Below are 17,852 nucleotides of genomic sequence, written 5' to 3'. Positions count from 1 at the left end.
GGAGTTACCCGCTAGTACCTGAAACTAGTGCGTCTACCAATTCCGCCACCTGGGCATTTCAGGAAAGAATCAGATTGTATATCAAAAAAACGGCTTCCAAAACAGGAGCAGATAATTTGTCAGAAGAAATTGAAGGTGTAGTCCAAGGCCACCGTGAAGGCCACGGCTTTGTGATCCGGGATGACAACGAGAGCGACATCTACATCCCGGCCAATGAAATGCGCGCCGTACTGCACCGCGATCGGGTCCGTGCCCGCATCGTGCGCACCGACCGCCGGGGACGTCCCGAAGGTCGCATTGTTGAAATCATCGAGCGCTCTGCGCAGCCCATCATTGGCCGCCTGCTGCAGGAAAGCGGCGTCTGGCTCGTGGCTCCGGAAGACAAGCGCTACGGCCAGGATGTGCTGATCCCCAATGGCGCGATCGGCGCCGCCAAGACCGGCCAGGTCGTCGTGGTCGAATTGACCGAGCCGCCGGCATTGTTCGGCCAGCCTGTGGGCCGCGTGGTCGAGGTGCTGGGCGAGATCGACGACCCCGGCATGGAAATCGAGATTGCGGTGCGCAAATATGGCGTGCCCCATGAGTTCTCGGGCGAGTGCCTGGCCTTGGCCAAGAAGCTTCCCGACAAGGTACGCCTGGCCGACCGCAAGGCCCGCATCGACCTGACCGATATCCCGCTGGTCACCATCGACGGCGAGGATGCTCGCGACTTTGACGATGCCGTGTACTGCGAACCCGCCAAAATCGGCCGCACCAAGGGCTGGCGCCTGTTGGTGGCAATTGCCGATGTGAGCCACTATGTGCAAAACGGCAATGCCATCGACGTCGATGCCTACGACCGTGCGACCAGCGTCTACTTTCCGCGCCGCGTGATCCCCATGCTGCCGGAGAAGCTCTCCAATGGCCTGTGCTCGCTGAACCCGAATGTGGACCGCCTGTGCATGGTGGCCGATATGCTGGTCACCGCCGATGGCGAGCTGCAGGCCTACCAGTTCTACCCCGCCGTGATGCACAGCCATGCCCGTTTTACCTACACCGAGGTGGCAGCCATCCTGGCCAACACCCGGGGCCAGGACGCGATCAAGCGCAAGGAGCGCGTGGCCGACCTGCTGAACCTGCATGACGTGTACAAGGCGCTGCTGTCGGCGCGGGGCCGCCGCGGCGCGGTGGATTTCGAGACCACCGAAACCCAGATCATCTGCGACGAGAACGGCCGCATCGAGAAAATCGTGCCGCGCACGCGCACCGAGGCCCACCGCCTGATTGAGGAGGCCATGCTGGCAGCCAATGTCTGCGCGGCAGATTTCATCCAGCAAAGCGGCCAGCCCGGGCTCTTCCGGGTGCACGAAGGCCCCACGCCCGAGAAGCAGGACATTCTGCGTGGCTACCTCAAGGCCATGGGGGTGGGCCTGTCGATCAGTGACGACCCGAGCCCGGCCGAGTTCCAGGCCATTGCCCAGGCCACCAAGGACCGGCCCGACGCCCAGCAGATCCACACCATGCTGCTGCGCTCAATGCAGCAGGCGATCTACACGCCGATCAACAGTGGCCACTTTGGCTTAGGCTACGAGGCCTATACCCACTTCACCAGCCCGATCCGCCGTTACCCCGATTTGCTGGTGCACCGCGTCATCAAGGCCGCGCTGCTGGGCAAGCGCTACCAGTTGCCGCTGCTGCCCACGCCGGGCGAGGCGGAGGCCAAGCTCGCCAAGCGCCTGGCCAGCCGCGTGGCGGCACCCAAGCAGAAGCTGCAGGCCGAGCGCGTGCAACGCGTGTCACGCGAAGTGCAGGCCTGGGAAGCGGCCGGCCTGCATTGCAGTGCCAATGAGCGCCGTGCCGATGAGGCCAGCCGCGATGTCGAGGCCTGGCTCAAGTGCAAGTACATGCGCGAGCACCTGGGCGAGGAATACAGCGGCATGGTGTCTGCGGTCACCTCGTTCGGCCTGTTCGTGACCTTGGACCAGCTCTATGTCGAAGGCCTGATCCATATCACCGAGCTGGGTGGCGATTACTTCCGCTTTGACGAGATGCGCCAGGAGCTGCGCGGCGAGCGTACGGGCATCCGCTACACGATCGGTACGCGCCTGCAGATCCAGGTCAGCCGTGTGGATCTGGATGCGCGCAAGATCGACTTCCGCCTGGTGCGCGAGGGCGAGGATGCGGCCCGTGCCCCGGCCTCCAACGCCCGTGCGGCGAACAAGGTGGCATCGTCGCCTTCGAGCCGCCAGCGCGAGGGCCGCGATGAAGCCTATGATGCCCAGCGCGCCAGCCTCAAGCGCAAGGCCAAGGGTGCCGCGCACGGTGCCGGCAAGCCGCGTGGCAACGACCGCGGCGCCGGCGCCAGCAAACAACCGGGACAGAAGACCCCGCGCAAACGCCGCTGATCTGCTGTGAATTCACTATGATCGAAGCCAGGCCATCCCAGCGATGGCCTGGCTTTTTTGTTCACTGAGCTGAGAACTTTCCAAGGAGTACGGATGACCGAGAAGACGCGCAAGATTGCAGTGGTGACCGGTGCGGGCACCGGGATTGGCCGCGCAGCGGCGCTGGCACTGATGAAGGATGGCTGGTCCGTCGTGCTGGCGGGCCGCCGCGAGCAGCCTTTGCAGGAGGTGGCCAGCCATGCGGCAGATGCAGGCCAGGCCTTGGTGGTGCCCACTAACGTGGCCGACCCGGTTGCCGTCAAGGCCTTGTTCGATGCAGCGGTGGCCCGGTTTGGCCGGGTGGACATGCTGTTCAACAACGCCGGGCGCGGCGCGCCTGCGGTGCCGATCGATGAGCTGCCGGTCGAGACCTGGCAGGATGTCGTCAATGTGAACCTCAATGGCATGTTCTATTGTCTGCAGCAGGCCTTCCGCGTGATGCGCCAGCAGTCGCCGATGGGCGGCCGCATCATCAACAACGGCTCCATCTCGGCCCATGCGCCCCGGCCCATGTCGATTGCCTATACGGCCACCAAGCATGCCGTGATGGGCCTGACCAAGACCGCCGCGCTCGATGGCCGCAAGTACGACATCGCCGTGGGCCAGATCGACGTGGGCAATGCCGGCACCGAGCTGGCGATGCGCATGACCCAGGGCGTCATGCAGGCGCATGGCGAGATAGCGCCCGAGCCGTTGATGGATGTGGACGTGGTGGGCCAGTCGGTGCTCTACATGGCCAATCTGCCGCTGGAATGCAATGTGCTGTTCCACACGGTGATGGCCACCAAGATGCCCTTTGTGGGGCGTGGCTGAGCCGGTCAGTGGTTGGTCAGCCTGGCCGTTGCAGGCTGCGCGCCAGGCGCGATGCCGTCAGCATCCGCGCTGGCGGCCAGGTGTCGGCGGCATGGCCGTGCAGCCAGACGGCATTGAGCAGCGGCTGCCACGCCTCTGCCCAGCTGCAGCCGGGCGGAAGGGCTGCCAGGTGCGCGCCAATGCAGCCGGCCAGCACATCGCCGGTGCCGCCTACCGACAGGCGGGCATTGCCGCTGTGGTTGATCGCATAGCGCCCATCCGGCGCGGCGATGACCGAGCCGCTGCCCTTGAGCACCACCAGGCACTGCCATTGCCGCGCCGCCTGGCGGGCGGCGCCAATGCGGTCACGCTGAACCTGTTCGGTGCTGCTGCCCAGCAGGCGCGCCAGCTCCAGCGGATGGGGTGTGAGCACTGCCGGGCCGGCTGTATCGGCCTGGGCCGCCCGTTGCAGCAGCGCTTGCTGCAGTGCCGGTTGGGAGGCCATGGCGTTGAGCGCATCGGCATCCAGCACCAGGCTGCCCGCATGCTGCAAGATCTGGGGGAGCACCCCGGCCACCAGGCTGCCGCCACCGCAGCCGCACACCAGGCTGCCGCGCAAGGCGCGCGTGGCCTCCAGCGACCGGAGCATGATGTCCGCTGCAATGCCCGCAGGTCTGGGTGATGCGGGGTTGCTGCCCAGCAGGTGCAGCATGACCCTGCCAGCGCCCGCATGCAGCGCCGCGCTGGCGGCCAGCATGGCGGCGCCTTCCATGCCCTGGCCATCGTGGCTGGCGCTTTGGCCGCCGATCACCGCCACATCGCCAAACAGGCCTTTGTGGCTGTTGTGGGTGGGTAATGGCGTTTGAGCTTGGGTGACCAAATGACCGGTGCCTGAGGGGGCATCGATGCCAGCGGCAGGTATCTGGTCACAGCGCCACACCGGGTTCTGCGCCAGCAGCGGTGCCAGCCAGACCTCGCCCGCCCAGTCGCGCCCCTGCAAAGTAAAGAGCCCGGGCTTGAGTGCCAGCATGCTGAGCGTGAAGCGGCGCCCTCGGGGTGCTTGCGGTGCCAGCGGCGCCAGCCAGGGCAGCCAGGCGCCGGTATCGGCCAGCAGGCCCGAGGGGGTGTCGATGCACAGCACATCGCGATCGGTGTCCAGCAGGCGTTGCAGCCAGGCCCGCACGGGGCCTTCGGCGGGGGTGCTGCGGTCGGCGCGCAGGCCCATCCCCCATAGCGCATCGATCGCCAGGTCGAAATGCGCGGGTGCCTGTTCGCTGATGGGCACGCCTGCTGCCTGGGCGCGTTGCAGCGCATGGGCGGCATCGGCGGGCAGGGCCTTGCCTGCGCTGGGCTGCAGGCTGATATGCACGGTCTTACCGGCGGCCTGCAGATGGATGGCGGCCTCCAAGCCGTCGCCGCCGTTGTTGCCGGCACCGCACACCACCCAGACATGCCGGGCATGTGGCGCGATCGCCAGTGCCAGGCGTGCCGTGGCTGCGCCGGCGCGGGCCATCAGGCTGTAGTGGGGCAGCGTACGGGCCAGCGATTGCTCGCGCTCGCGCACCTGGTCGCTGGATAGCAGGGCGGGGTAGGGCAGTGCGGCAGTAGCAGGCATGGCGCTATCGTAGCGCAGGTGTAGCGCAGGCACGGGCCGCCGATGGCCGGCGCGGCGCGTCAGCGCAGGCGTTGCAGGTCCAGCGCAGCGGGGTCGGTGCTGGTGCTCTGCCCGGTCATCAACTGGCGCACATGGTGGGCGCAGCCCATCGACAAGCCCCAGCCAAAGCCGCCATGGGCGGTATTGAGCCAGATGCCCGGAATGCCGGACGCGCCCACCACCGGCAGGCCGTCGGGAACGGTCAAACGTGCGCCGCGCCACATCTGCAAGATGGATTGGCTGGGCTGGATGCAGCCCGGGAACCACTCCAGCAGCACGCTGATGAGCGCGTGGCGTGCGTCATCGCTGCGCTCCGGACTGTCGGGGTAGCCCAGTTCGGCACCGCCGCTGATGCGCAGGCGTGAACCCTGGCGGGTCAGGATCATGTTGTTTTCCAGATCGATGACCGCGCGGCGGGGAGCCAGGGACTCCTCGCTGATCTGGATGCTGGCACTGTAGCTATAGATAGGGGCGCTGGGCAGCTGCACATGGTGCGGGCGCAGCAACTGGTTGGTGTGGGTGCCGGCGCAGAGCACCACGGCATCAAAATCCTGCGAGCCGCTCGCCCATTGCAGGCGCACGCCACTGCCCGTGCTCTGGACGCCGCTGATGGCGTGCTGGGTGTGCAGCTGCAGCCCATGCGTTTGCAGCGCTTGCAGCAGCCCTTGTGAAAACAGGCGCCCGTTGCCCGACCAGGCTTCAGGCAGGTACAGGGCGCCGGCGATCTGTATCTCGGTGGCCAGGCCCGGCTCGATCGCGCGGGTCTCTGCCTCGTTGCAGCGCTGGTAGTCAATGTGCGCGGCCGACAGGCGGCGGGTCAGCTCGTACAGTGCTGCTGCGCTGGGCTCCTTGCGCAGCGGCAGCAGCAGCCCTTGGCTGAACTGGCCGTTGATGTCCAGCATTTCCTGCAGGTGTTGCATGCGCTGCATGGCCAGCAGTTCCAGCGACTGCAATGCAGGAAGGACTTCACTGTCGCGCAGCTTCTTGGCCACCGCCTGCTGCCGGCGCGCCCAGCGGCGCGGTGAAGACAGCACGCCGCCGTGGATCTGCAATTCCGAAAATGCCGGGCGCGCCAGGCCCAGTTGCAGCGCCTGCTGAAACGCCGTTGCGCCCCATGGATTGATCGCGCAGGGCCACATCAGCCCTGAAGGGGCAAAGCTGGCTTCCTCGCCGGCTGCCCGGTGCTGTTCGAAAACACTGACCTCGTTGCCGGCTTCCATCAGCTCGAACGCAGTTGCTATACCTGCAATGCCTGCTCCAACGATCGCAATCTTCATAACAACAAAAACAGGGGGCCGTTCATAGAGTGGGGCACGGCGCTTGCAAGCATTTGCAAAAGCCGTGCGTTCGAGTGCCAGATTGTGCCCAGTTTTTTGCAATGCCCGTTGTAAGGGTAGCCACTGTGGCTCAAAAAACGCAAGCAATCGTCAAGCTGAGTGCGCCTGGCTGGTGTTTCATGGGATGTGGGCGGCGCGGGCAGATCGCCAGCTGCCGTGGAAGGCGGGTGCGACTTCTTCGCGGCTCACTTCAGACTATGTTAGAATCCTAGGGTTTTGCCGAGTGTAGCTTGCTGCATCGGTTCAAAACGAAATCGCAAACCTGCCTACCTAAGGTGTTGCGGCATGCGGTGCACAGGCACGGTGGCCGTGATAGTTGGGCAGAATTTTAGACCTAACCTTCGGAGAAGATATATGTCCGTTACGATGCGCGAGATGCTGGAAGCCGGCGTCCACTTTGGCCACCAAACCCGTTTCTGGAACCCCAAGATGGGCCAGTACATTTTCGGTAGCCGCAACAAGATTCACATCATCAACCTGGAAAAGACCCTGCCTCTGTTCCAGGACGCACAAAAGTTCATCAAGCAGCTGTCGGCCAACCGCGGCACGATCCTGATGGTGGGCACCAAGCGCCAAGCGCGCGAAATCCTGGCCACCGAAGCACAACGTGCTGGCGTGCCTTACGTCGACCAGCGCTGGTTGGGCGGCATGCTGACCAACTTCAAGACCGTCAAGACCTCGATCAAGCGTCTGAAGGACATGAAGGCGCAGCAAGAAGCCGGTCTGGAATCGATGAGCAAGAAAGAGCAGCTGATGTTTGCTCGTGAGCTGGAAAAGCTGGAAAAGGACATCGGCGGCATTCAAGACATGAACGCGCTGCCTGACGCCATTTTCGTGATCGACGTGGGCTACCACAAGATTGCCATCGCTGAAGCCAAGAAGCTGGGCATTCCTCTGATCGGCGTGGTTGACACCAACCACAACCCAGAAGGTATCGACTACGTGATCCCTGGTAACGATGACTCGGCCAAGGCTGTGGAGCTGTATGCTCGCGGCATCGCCGACGCCATCCTGGAAGGCCGTGCCAACGCCGTGAACGACGTGGTCAAGGCTGCTTCCGGCGAAGAAGGCGACGAGTTTGTGGAAGTGGAAAACACCGCTGCTTAATCCACAGGGCTGCCCATTGGGCCGCGAATGAAAAGCGGGGCTCCACATCAGCCCCGTTTTTTTTACCTACGTTTCCACAATCACCCCAACTGAACTGAATACGGAGAGAGAAAATGGCAATTACCGCAAGCATGGTGGCAGAACTGCGCGCTAAGACCGACGCGCCCATGATGGAATGCAAGAAGGCACTGACCGAGGCTGATGGCGACATGGCCAAGGCTGAAGAGCTGCTGCGCGTCAAGCTGGGCACCAAGGCCGGCAAGGCAGCATCGCGTATTGCCGCTGAAGGCGTGATCGCCGCAGTGGTGGAAGGCAACACCGGCGCGATCATCGAAGTCAACAGCGAAACCGACTTCGTCTCCAAGAACGACAGCTTCATCGCTCTGGCCAATGCAGCGGCCAAGCTGGTGTCCGAAAAGAACCCTGCCGACGTGGCAGCGCTGAGCGCACTGGCTTACGAGCAAGATGGCTTTGGCCCCACCCTGGAAGATGTGCGCAAGGGCCTGGTCGGCAAGATCGGCGAGAACATGTCGTTCCGCCGCTTCAAGCGCTTCGAAGGCAGCAACCTGGCGCTGTACCTGCACGGCACCCGCATCGGTGTGGTGGTGGAGTTCGAAGGCGACGCACAAGCGGCCAAGGACGTGGCAATGCACGTGGCGGCGATGAAGCCCGTGGCGCTGACCAGCGCTGATGTGCCTGCCGAGCTGATCGAAAAGGAACGCACCGTCGCTGCCGCCAAGGCTGAAGAGTCGGGCAAGCCTGCTGACATCGCTGCCAAGATGGTGGACGGCGCTGTGCAGAAGTACCTCAAGGAAGTCTCGCTGTTCAACCAGGTCTTCGTGAAGGCCGCTGACGGCAAGCAGACCGTTGAGCAAATGCTCAAGGCCGCCAACACCTCGATCAAGGGCTTCACGCTCTACGTGGTGGGTGAGGGCATTGAGAAGAAGGTGGATGACTTCGCTGCCGAGGTCGCCGCGCAGGTTGCGGCCGCCAAGGGCCAGTAATCATCCTGACAAAGGGGCTACGGCCCCTTTGTTTCACCTATCGTTTTTTCCCCATCCCCACACCTGGAGCTCTCCACCATGTCCCAAAGCCCTTCCCACAAGCGCATTCTTCTCAAACTCTCCGGTGAAGCTCTGATGGGGGATGATGCTTTCGGCATCAACCGCGCCACCATCGTGCGCATGGTCGAGGAGATTGCCGAGGTGACGCGGCTGGGCGTGGAAGTCGCTGTCGTGATCGGCGGCGGCAATATTTTCCGTGGTGTGGCTGGCGGCTCGGTCGGCATGGACCGTGCCACTGCCGATTACATGGGTATGCTCGCGACGGTGATGAATGCGCTGGCGCTGGCCGATGCGATGGACAAGCAGGGCCTGACCGCCCGCGTGATGTCGGCCATCGGTATCGAGCAGGTGGTGGAGCCCTATGTGCGCCCCAAGGCGCTGCAGTACCTCGAAGAGGGCAAGGTCGTGGTGTTTGCCGCTGGTACCGGCAACCCCTTCTTCACCACCGATACCGCAGCGGCGCTGCGCGGCGCTGAAATTGGCGCAGAATTGGTGCTCAAGGCCACCAAGGTCGATGGCGTCTACACGGCCGATCCGATGAAGGATCCCAATGCCACGCTCTACACCAAGCTGAGTTTCGATGAAGCCATGAACCGCAACCTGGGCATCATGGATGCCACGGCCTTTGCCCTGTGCCGCGATCAGAAACTGCCTATCCGTGTATTCTCGATCATCAAGAGCGGCGCGCTCAAGCGCGTGGTGATGGGCGAAGAAGAGGGCACGCTGGTGTACGCCTGACCGGCGGCTGGCGTGTGCAAGTGCAGAATGTGGTAGTTAGGAGTTGACAATGACAGTCGCAGAAATCAAGAAGAATCTCGAAGGCAAGATGGACCAATCGATTGCCGCGTTCAAGAACAACCTGACCAAGATCCGCACCGGCCGCGCCAATCCCGCGCTGCTGGACACCATCCAGGTTGACTACTACGGCTCGATGATGCCGCTGTCGCAGGTGGCCAATGTGGCCTTGATCGACAGCCGCACCATCAGCGTGACGCCTTGGGAGAAGGCGATGGCGGCCAAGGTGGAAAAGGCTATCCGCGAAAGCGACCTGGGCCTGAACCCCGCCTCGATGGGCGACCTGATCCGCGTGCCGATGCCTCCGATGAGCGAGGAGCGCCGCAAGGAGATGACCAAGCTGGTCAAGGCCGAAGGCGAAAACGCCAAGATCGCCATCCGCAACCTGCGCCGCGATGCCAACGAAGGCGTCAAGAAGCTGGTCAAGGACAAGGAAGCATCGGAAGACGACCAAAAGCGCTCCGAAGCCGAGGTGCAGAAGATCACCGACAAGCACATCCAGCTGATCGACCAGCTGGTGGTCGAAAAAGAAAAAGACATCATGGCGGTCTGATCCAGATCTGGATCTGCTTTTCCGCGCATGACTGCTGCTGTATTACCGCACCACATTGCCATCGTGATGGATGGCAATGGCCGGTGGGCCAAACGCCGTTTTCTGCCTCGCCTGGCGGGCCACAAGCAAGGGGTGGACTCGTTGCGCCGCTGCGCCAAGGCCTGTGCCGAGCGCGGCGTCAAGGTGCTGACCGTGTTTGCCTTTTCTTCCGAGAACTGGAACCGGCCCACCGACGAGGTCGATGGCCTGATGAACCTGCTGGCCGGCGCGCTGGCCAAGGAAGTGCCATCGCTGGCCCGGGACGGCATCCGCCTGTTCTTTGTCGGCGACCGGGCCTCCCTGTCTGCCAAGGTGCAGGCGGGCCTGGCGCAGGCCGAGCAGGCGACGGCCCACAATGACCGCATGGTGCTCAATGTCTGCTTCAACTATGGCGGCCGCTGGGACATTGCCCAGGCGGCAGCCAAGCTGGCTGCAACGGGCCAGCCGATCACCGAAGGGGCGCTCAACGATGCGATGGCGCTGGCCCATGTGCCTGACCCCGATCTGCTGATCCGAACGGGTGGCGAGATGCGCATCAGCAATTTTCTGCTGTGGCAATCGGCCTATTCGGAGCTGTATTTCAGTGACAAGTGGTGGCCTGATTTTGACGAGCAGGCCTTGGACGAGGCGATTGGTGAATTCCAGCGGCGTGAGCGCCGCTTTGGCAAGATCTCCGAGCAGCTGGTCCAGTCCCCCTCGTAGTACGCCTACTGCTGATGCTTGGCACCCCGGGCATCAGTTTTCTTTTTTCCAGGAGATCAATTTGCTCAAACAACGCATCATTACGGCCATTGTTCTCCTGCTGATCCTGGTGCCCGCGATTGCTGCGGGCAATCCCGTTCCGTTTGCGGCGCTGATGCTGTTGGCCGTGGTCGCCGCTGCCTGGGAGTGGGGGCGTCTCAATGGTCTGCAGGGCATGGCTGCCTACGGCCTGGGCGCCGTTGCGCTGGTGCTGTGTGGCGCCGCCTGGACCCTTGGGTGGACGCAGGCTCCGTTGCCTGGCGTGTGGCTGGTGGCCGGGGCAGCCTGGGTGCTGCTGGCCGCCTATCTGCTCAAGGCCGGGGTGCCGGGCTGGGCGCCCATTCCGCGCGCGCTGCGCCTGGTGGTCGGTGTGCTGGCGCTGTGGGTGGCCTGGCTGGCCATCGCGCAGGCCAAGTGGATCGGCGTCAACTTCCTGCTGTCGCTGTTTGCACTGGTGTGGATGGCCGACATCGGTGCCTATTTTGCAGGCCGCCAGTTCGGGCTGCGTTTCACCAGGAACAAGCTGGCGCCGGCCATCAGCCCGGGCAAAAGCTGGGAAGGGGTTTGGGGTGGCGCACTGGGTGTGCTGCTGATGGCACTGGTGTGGAGCTGGGCGGACCGCCATTTTGGCGCGCAGGTGCCCAGCCTCTACAGCAGGCTGTGGGATTTTTCGCCATGGCTGATGGTGCTGTCCTGCGCGTTTCTGGCCGGCATGAGCGTTGCAGGTGACCTGGTGGAGTCGCTGGTCAAGCGCAGCGCGGGCATGAAGGACAGCAGCCAGTTGCTGCCGGGCCATGGCGGTGTGCTCGACCGCATCGATGCGATCCTGCCCACCGTGCCGTTGGCGCTGATGCTGCTGCAATTTTTGGATAAGTGAACCTCGCGATGACCATGCAAGTTACCGTGCTCGGATCGACGGGCTCGATTGGAACCAATACGTTGGATGTGGTGGCGCGCCACCCCGATCTGTACCGCGTCTTTGCGCTGAGCGCGCATTCGCGCGTAGACCTGATGCTCGCGCAGTGCCTGCAGTTCCAGCCACGCTATGCGGTGATGACCAGTGCCGCGGCCGCCTCGGCATTGCGCGAAGGCCTGCGGGCCGCGGGCAGCCGGGTCGACGTGCTGGAAGGTGAGGCAGCACTGGAAATGGTGGCCTCCCACAGCGATGTGCATGCGGTGATGGCCGCCATCGTCGGCGCCGCAGGCCTGCGCCCTGCAATGGCCGCAGCCAAGGCCGGCAAGCGCCTGATGCTGGCCAACAAGGAAGCGCTGGTCGTTGGCGGCCAGCTCTTCATGGATGCCGTCGCCGATGGTGGCGCAACCTTGCTGCCCATCGACAGCGAGCACTCGGCCATCTTCCAGTGCCTGCCGGAAGACCCTGCGGTCTGGCCCCAGCGGGTGGACCACATCATCCTGACGGCCTCGGGCGGTCCGTTCCGCACCCGCGAGCCATCGAGCTTGCGCGATGTGACGCCGCAGCAAGCCGGCAACCACCCCAACTTTGCGATGGGCCGCAAGATCTCGATCGACTCGGCCACGATGATGAACAAGGCGCTGGAGGTGATCGAGGCGCGCTGGCTGTTCAACCTGCAGCCCGAGCAGATCCAGGTGGTCATCCATCCGCAGCAGATCGTGCATTCGATGGTGCAGTTCCGCGATGCCTCGGTGCTGGCCCAACTCGGGACGCCCGATATGCGCGTACCGATCGCCTGTGGCCTAGCCTGGCCCGAGCGTGTGGCCAGCGGGGCCGCGCCACTGGATTTCGCCAAGCTCTCGGCGCTGACCTTTGAAGAGGCCGATGCACGGCGCTTTCCCGGCTTGCACCTGTCATGGCAGGCGCTGCGCGCGGCCGAAGGCACCACGACGGTGCTCAATGCGGCCAACGAGGTCGCGGTGGCCGCGTTTCTGGATGGCCGCATGCGCTTTGACCAGATCTACCAGGTCAACGCACAGGCACTCGACGGCGTGCTGCCGCAGGCGCCCGGCAGCATCGACGCACTGCTTGCGCTGGATGCCGAGGTGCGTTGCTACGCCGAAGCGCGCATTGCAGAGCTGGCCGTTTGACAGGGCTATTGCCCGGCTCAGTAGAATCGCGTTTTTCAAAGCAAGGGCTTGAGCAATGTTGACCGTTGTTGCATTTGTCGTTGCGCTGGCCATTTTGATCGCCGTGCACGAATATGGTCACTACCGTGTGGCGGTCGCCTGCGGGGTGAAGGTGCTGCGTTTTTCGCTGGGGTTTGGCCGCCCGCTGCTGCGCTGGAAGAAGAAGGGCGCGGACACCGAATTTGTCATCAGCGCGATTCCGCTGGGCGGCTATGTGCGCATGCTCGACGAGCGTGAGGCACCGGTTGCTGCGCACGAGCGCCACCTGGCCTTCAATGTGCAGCCGCTGCGCGCGCGTGCGGCCATCGTTGCCGCCGGGCCGCTGGCCAATCTGCTGCTGGCTGTGCTGCTGTATGCCTGCGTGAACTGGGTGGGCGTGCGCGAGCCGGCCGCCATTGTTGGCACGCCGCCGGCTGCCAGCCTGCTGGCTCAGGCTGGCATGCAAGGCGGCGAAGAAATCGTGTCCATGGGTTACCCGGATGCGGAGCCTGAAGCCGTGCGCTCGCTGGACGACCTGCGCTGGTTTGTGGCACAGGCCGCGCTGGGCGGCAAGGATGTGGTGCTCAGCGCGCGCCCCGGTGCTGGTGCAGCTGAGCGCAGCTACCGCTTGCCGCTGTCCAGCATCGATGCCCGCGAGGCCGACGCCAAGCTGGTCGAAAAGATTGGTCTGACCCACCCCTGGTCCGATGCGGTGCTCGGCGATTTTGAAGCCGGCAGTGCCGCCGCACAATCGGCGCTGCGCAAGGGGGACAAGGTGCTGTCCATCGACGGCGTGCGCGTGGGCGATGGCGGCGAGCTGCGCCGCATGATCCGTGCATCGGGCGAGCAGGGCGTGCCTGCCTTGCAGGACTGGCTGGTGTCGCGCAACGGCGCGCAGCTGCATGTACCGGTGCAACTGACGCAAAGCGAGGACAAGGGCAGCAAGATTGGCCGTCTGGGCGCCTTTATCGGTTCGCCGCCAGCGATGGTCGATGTGCGCTACGGCCTCTGGGAAGGTTTTGCCCGGGGTGTGCAAAAGACCTGGGAGGTCTCGGCGCTGACGGTCAAGATGATGGCCAAGATGGTCATTGGCCAGGCCTCGCTGCAGAACATCAGCGGACCGCTGACGATCGCCGAATACGCAGGCAAGTCCGCCGAGGTCGGCATCACCCAATACCTGGCCTTTTTGGCGCTGATCAGCGTCAGTCTGGGCGTGCTCAATCTGCTGCCGCTGCCGGTGCTCGATGGCGGTCACCTGATGTATTATCTTTGGGAGGCTGTCACTGGCAAGCCACCCACCCTGCAATGGATGGAGCGCTTGCAAAAAGGCGGTGTCGCCGTTTTGCTGCTCATGATGTGCATTGCGTTCTTTAACGATTTGTCTCGGCTCTTGGGCTGACTTTCTTGGCCCTGCTGCATAATGAGCGGCTCTGGTTGCTATCACAAATGACATATTCCATCCCTTCTTCGCTTCTTCGCAAGACCACGGCTGCAGCTGCCTTGATGCTGCTTGCCAAGCTGTCGTGGGCTTTGGACCCGTTCACCATCCAGGACATTCGTGTGGAAGGCCTGCAGCGTGTGGAGCCCGGCACCATCTTCGCCTCCATGCCGCTGCATGTCGGCGACGACTACAACGACGAAAAGGGATCGGCAGCCATTCGCTCCTTGTTTGCGCTGGGTCTGTTCAAGGACGTGCGGCTGGAGGCCAATGGCAATGTGCTGGTCGTCGTCGTTGAAGAGCGTCCCACCATCGCCAATGTCGACTTCCTGGGCACCAAGGAGTTCGACAAGGACGCGATGAAAAAGGCCATGCGTGATGTGGGTCTGACCGAAGGCCGCCCCTACGACAAGGCGCTGACCGACCGCGCCGAGCAGGAGCTCAAGCGCCAGTACATCAACAAGAGCCTGTATGCGGCCGAGGTGGTGACCACGGTGACGCCTATCGAGCGCAACCGCGTGAACCTGACGTTCACCGTGACCGAAGGCGATGCAGCCAAGATCAAGGAAATCCATATCTCCGGCAACAAGGATTTCAAGGAATCGACCTTGACCGACCTGTTCGACCAAGACACCGGTGGCTGGCTGAGCTGGTATACCAAGAGCGACCGCTACTCCAGCACCAAGTTCAATGCCGACCTGGAGACGCTCAAATCCTATTACCTGTCGCGCGGCTACCTGGAGTTCCGCATCGACTCGACCGAAGTGTCGATCTCGCCGGACAAGGAACGTATCTCGATCAATCTACAGATCTACGAAGGCCCCAAGTACGTGGTCTCGGGTGTCAAACTCGAAGGCAATTACCTGGAGCGTGAGGACGAGTTCAAGTCGCTGATCTCGATCAAGCCCGGCGAGCCCTACAACGCCGACCGCGTGACCGAAACCACCAAGCGCTTCACCGACCACTTCGGCAGCTTTGGCTATGCGTTCTCGCGCGTCGAAGCCGTGCCCGAGATCGACCGTGAAAACAACCGTGTCGAGCTGGTGCTGAAGGCCGAGCCTTCGCGCCGCGCCTATGTGCGCCGCGTGAACGTGGCCGGCAACAACCGCACACGGGATGAAGTCGTGCGCCGCGAGGTGCGCCAGTACGAAGCCTCCTGGTACGACTCGGACAAGATCAAGCTCTCGCGTGACCGTGTGGACCGCCTGGGTTTCTTCAACGATGTCGCGATCGACACGCAAGAAGTGCCTGGCGCGCCGGACCAGGTCGATGTCAATGTGACCGTGCAGGAAAAGCCCACCGGTTCGCTGCAGCTGGGTGCCGGTTACTCCAGCGCTGAAAAGGTCTCGCTGACCTTCGGCATCAAGCAGGAAAACGTGTTCGGCTCGGGCAACTACCTGGGCATCGATGTCAACACCAGCAAGTACCACCGCACCCTGGTGGTGAGCACGACCGACCCGTATTTCACGCCCGATGGTATCTCGCGTACCTACGACATGTACTACCGCACCGACCGTCCTTATGACGAGCAGGGCGGCAACTACCAGATCGTGACCACCGGTGCCAGCGTGCGCTTCGGCATTCCGTTCAGCGAACTCGATACCATCTATGTCGGCGGCGGTCTGGAGAACACCCGCATCAAGCTGGGCACCAACATGCCGGCGGCCTACCTGGACTATGCAACGCGCTATGGCGATACCAGCCTGAACTTCCCGCTGACCCTGGGCTGGTCGCGCGACAGCCGCGACAGCGCGCTGGCGCCCAACTCGGGTCGGTTCCAGAAGCTGAACTCCGAATGGTCGCTGTTCGGTGATGCCCGCTACCTGAAGGGCAACTACCAGATCCAGCAGTACCTGCCGCTGAACAAGCGCTACACGATTGCGCTCAACGGTGAAGCCGGTTGGGGCAAGGGCATGGGCGGCAAGGCCTTCCCGGTGTTCAAGAACTACTTCTCGGGTGGCCTGGGATCGGTGCGCGGCTTCGAGCAAAATACGCTCGGCCCCCGTGACGTGACGGGCGCCACCCTGGGCGGCGCGAAGAAGGTGACGCTGAACGCCGAGTTCATCGGGCCCATGCCGGGCACCGGAAACGACCGCACCTTCCGCTGGTTTGCCTTTGTGGATGCGGGCAATGTCTGGGGTGATGAGCAGGATTTGAAACTGAATGAAATGCGTGCGTCTGCAGGTATCGGGTTGAGCTGGATTTCCCCACTGGGACCGCTGCGTTTGGCTTATGCTCAGCCAATTCGCAAATTCGCAGGCGATAAAATCCAGAAATTGCAATTCCAAATCGGAACATCTTTCTAATGAAAACCGTATCTCGTTCTTTCCCATTGCTGGTGTTGGCAGCAGCGCTGTCTTTTGGCGCTGCAGCGCAGGCCCAAGAGTTCAAGGCAGGTTTCGTCAATACGGATCGCATCTTCCGCGAAGCCAATGCTGCCAAGGCTGCGCAAACCAAGCTGGAGGCCGAGTTCTCCAAGCGTGAAAAGGATCTGCTGGACCAGGGCAACGCCCTGAAGACCGCCGGCGAAAAGTTTGAGCGCGACGCGCCTACGCTGTCCGAAAGCCAGCGCGTGACGCGCCAGCGTCAGCTGGTGGACCAGGACCGTGAGTTCCAGCGCAAGCGCCGCGAGTTCCAGGAAGACCTCAGCGCCCGCAAGAGCGAAGAGCTGTCGCAGGTGCTCGAGCGCGCCAACAAGGTCGTCAAGCAAGTGGCCGAGCAGGAAAAGTACGATGTGGTGCTGCAAGAAGCAGTCTACATCAACCCCAAGTTCGACATCACCGAAAAGGTTCTCAAGGCCCTGAACGCCTCTGCCCCCGCCAAGTAAGACGGGGTTACGCGTGAGCCTGCAGCTTGTTCAGATCATGGAGGTCCTGGGAGGGACGCTTGAGCAAGGAGATCCAGCGATGGAGATCCAGGCCATTGCCTCGCTGGAAGATGCCGGTCCCCAGGATTTCAGTTTCCTCAGCAACCCCAAGCTGCAAGCCCAGATGCTGGCCTCCAAGGCCGGTTGCATTGCGGTCAGTGCGCAGATGCAGGAGCAGGCCCGCCAGCGTGGTGGTGCCTACCTGGTGGTTGACAACCCCTATCTGTACTTTGCGCGGCTGACGCAGCTGTGGCGCAAGCACCATGCGATACGCCCGGTGCCCGCCGGTATCCACCCGTCTGCGGTGGTGGAAGAGGGTGCCATCGTGCACCCTTCTGCGTCCATTGGGCCGCTGTGCCATGTGGCCAGTGGTGCCGTCATCGGTGCCGATTCGGTGCTGACCTCGCGCGTGACCATAGGGGCGGACTGTGTACTGGGCGAGCGGGTGCTGGTGCAGCCAGGCGCGGTCATCGGTGGCGACGGCTTTGGTTTTGCCAACGAGCGTGGGCGCTGGATCAAGATCGAGCAGCTCGGTGGGGTGCAGATCGGTGACGATGTCGAGATCGGATCCAATACCTGCATCGATCGCGGCGCACTGCGGGACACCATCATTGCCAATGGCGTGAAGATCGACAACCAGGTCCAGATCGGCCATAACGTCGAGATTGGCGAGCATTCGGCGATGGCTGGCTGCGTCGGCATCGCCGGAAGTGCCAAAATTGGGCGCCAATGCACGATTGGAGGCGCTGGAATGATTCTGGGCCACCTGGAAATCGCCGACAATGTACACATCTCGGCGGCCACCGTGGTCAGTCGTTCGATCAGGCAGCCGGGTCAGTACACCGGCTTCTTCCCTATCGACGACAATGGCAGCTGGGAAAAGAACGCCGCTACCCTAAAACATCTCCATGCGTTGAGGGACCGAATCAAGGCCTTGGAGCAAACTCAGAAAAACGGCTAA

Annotated in this window: 15 protein-coding genes; 13 read left to right on the top strand and 2 right to left on the bottom strand. The window is 63.0% G+C overall.

All coding sequences use genetic code 11. The features are described 5' to 3' along the window. Positions 1-74: 74 nt before the first annotated feature. Entirely contained in the window at positions 75-2,384 is a 2,310-nt protein-coding gene (gene rnr, locus ACCQ08_RS18440; protein ID WP_239811589.1) for a ribonuclease R, read from the top strand. A 93-nt stretch (positions 2,385-2,477) separates the two neighbouring features. Continuing rightward, positions 2,478-3,236 (top strand): SDR family oxidoreductase, encoded by a 759-nt coding sequence (locus tag ACCQ08_RS18435; RefSeq protein ID WP_239811590.1) that lies wholly within the window; start codon positions 2,478-2,480, stop codon positions 3,234-3,236. Positions 3,237-3,252: 16 nt separating this feature from the next. Here ACCQ08_RS18435 and ACCQ08_RS18430 read toward each other — a convergent pair whose 3' ends face one another. Continuing rightward, the gene (locus ACCQ08_RS18430; protein WP_373450591.1) at positions 3,253-4,830 is read right to left on the bottom strand and encodes an NAD(P)H-hydrate dehydratase; all 1,578 of its coding nucleotides are present in this window, start codon (positions 4,828-4,830) and stop codon (positions 3,253-3,255) included. Between the two features lie 59 nt (positions 4,831-4,889). Then, on the bottom strand, positions 4,890-6,146 hold the full coding sequence (locus ACCQ08_RS18425; protein ID WP_373450590.1) for an NAD(P)/FAD-dependent oxidoreductase: 1,257 nt from the start codon (positions 6,144-6,146) through the stop codon (positions 4,890-4,892). Between the two features lie 414 nt (positions 6,147-6,560). Here ACCQ08_RS18425 and rpsB point away from each other — a divergent pair, with 414 nt between their 5' ends. From rpsB to lpxD, 11 genes are all read left to right on the top strand, one after another. Then, complete coding sequence (gene rpsB / locus ACCQ08_RS18420) at positions 6,561-7,313, top strand: 30S ribosomal protein S2 (RefSeq protein ID WP_239811593.1); 753 nt, start codon at positions 6,561-6,563, stop codon at positions 7,311-7,313. Positions 7,314-7,426: 113 nt separating this feature from the next. After that, positions 7,427-8,317: a translation elongation factor Ts gene (gene tsf / locus ACCQ08_RS18415; protein WP_239811594.1), complete on the top strand. Its 891-nt coding sequence runs from the start codon at positions 7,427-7,429 to the stop codon at positions 8,315-8,317. Between the two features lie 78 nt (positions 8,318-8,395). Beyond that, positions 8,396-9,115, top strand: a complete 720-nt coding sequence (gene pyrH / locus ACCQ08_RS18410) for a UMP kinase (RefSeq protein WP_239811595.1) — start codon at positions 8,396-8,398, stop codon at positions 9,113-9,115. Between the two features lie 49 nt (positions 9,116-9,164). Continuing rightward, the gene (frr, locus tag ACCQ08_RS18405) at positions 9,165-9,725 is read left to right on the top strand and encodes a ribosome recycling factor (RefSeq protein ID WP_021026558.1); all 561 of its coding nucleotides are present in this window, start codon (positions 9,165-9,167) and stop codon (positions 9,723-9,725) included. Positions 9,726-9,752: 27 nt separating this feature from the next. Further along, complete coding sequence (gene uppS / locus ACCQ08_RS18400; protein WP_239811596.1) at positions 9,753-10,466, top strand: polyprenyl diphosphate synthase; 714 nt, start codon at positions 9,753-9,755, stop codon at positions 10,464-10,466. Between the two features lie 61 nt (positions 10,467-10,527). Continuing rightward, on the top strand, positions 10,528-11,382 hold the full coding sequence (locus tag ACCQ08_RS18395) for a phosphatidate cytidylyltransferase (protein WP_239811597.1): 855 nt from the start codon (positions 10,528-10,530) through the stop codon (positions 11,380-11,382). An 8-nt stretch (positions 11,383-11,390) separates the two neighbouring features. Continuing rightward, complete coding sequence (gene ispC, locus ACCQ08_RS18390) at positions 11,391-12,569, top strand: 1-deoxy-D-xylulose-5-phosphate reductoisomerase (protein ID WP_239811598.1); 1,179 nt, start codon at positions 11,391-11,393, stop codon at positions 12,567-12,569. Positions 12,570-12,624: 55 nt separating this feature from the next. Next, a complete protein-coding gene (gene rseP / locus ACCQ08_RS18385; RefSeq protein ID WP_239811599.1) occupies positions 12,625-13,986 on the top strand; it encodes an RIP metalloprotease RseP in 1,362 nt (453 codons plus the stop codon). Between the two features lie 104 nt (positions 13,987-14,090). Continuing rightward, the gene (gene bamA / locus ACCQ08_RS18380; protein WP_373450593.1) at positions 14,091-16,331 is read left to right on the top strand and encodes an outer membrane protein assembly factor BamA; all 2,241 of its coding nucleotides are present in this window, start codon (positions 14,091-14,093) and stop codon (positions 16,329-16,331) included. Further along, the gene (locus tag ACCQ08_RS18375; protein ID WP_021026564.1) at positions 16,331-16,852 is read left to right on the top strand and encodes an OmpH family outer membrane protein; all 522 of its coding nucleotides are present in this window, start codon (positions 16,331-16,333) and stop codon (positions 16,850-16,852) included. The genes bamA and ACCQ08_RS18375 overlap by 1 nt, the downstream gene beginning before the upstream one ends. A 13-nt stretch (positions 16,853-16,865) precedes the next feature. Further along, positions 16,866-17,852, top strand: a complete 987-nt coding sequence (gene lpxD, locus ACCQ08_RS18370; RefSeq protein WP_312408664.1) for a UDP-3-O-(3-hydroxymyristoyl)glucosamine N-acyltransferase — start codon at positions 16,866-16,868, stop codon at positions 17,850-17,852.

Source organism: Comamonas sp. SY3, from assembly GCF_041730275.1.
Lineage (GTDB): Bacteria > Pseudomonadota > Gammaproteobacteria > Burkholderiales > Burkholderiaceae_C > Comamonas > Comamonas sediminis.
Note: the sequence above shows the minus strand (reverse complement) of the source record. Positions and strands in the feature narration are given on the sequence as shown.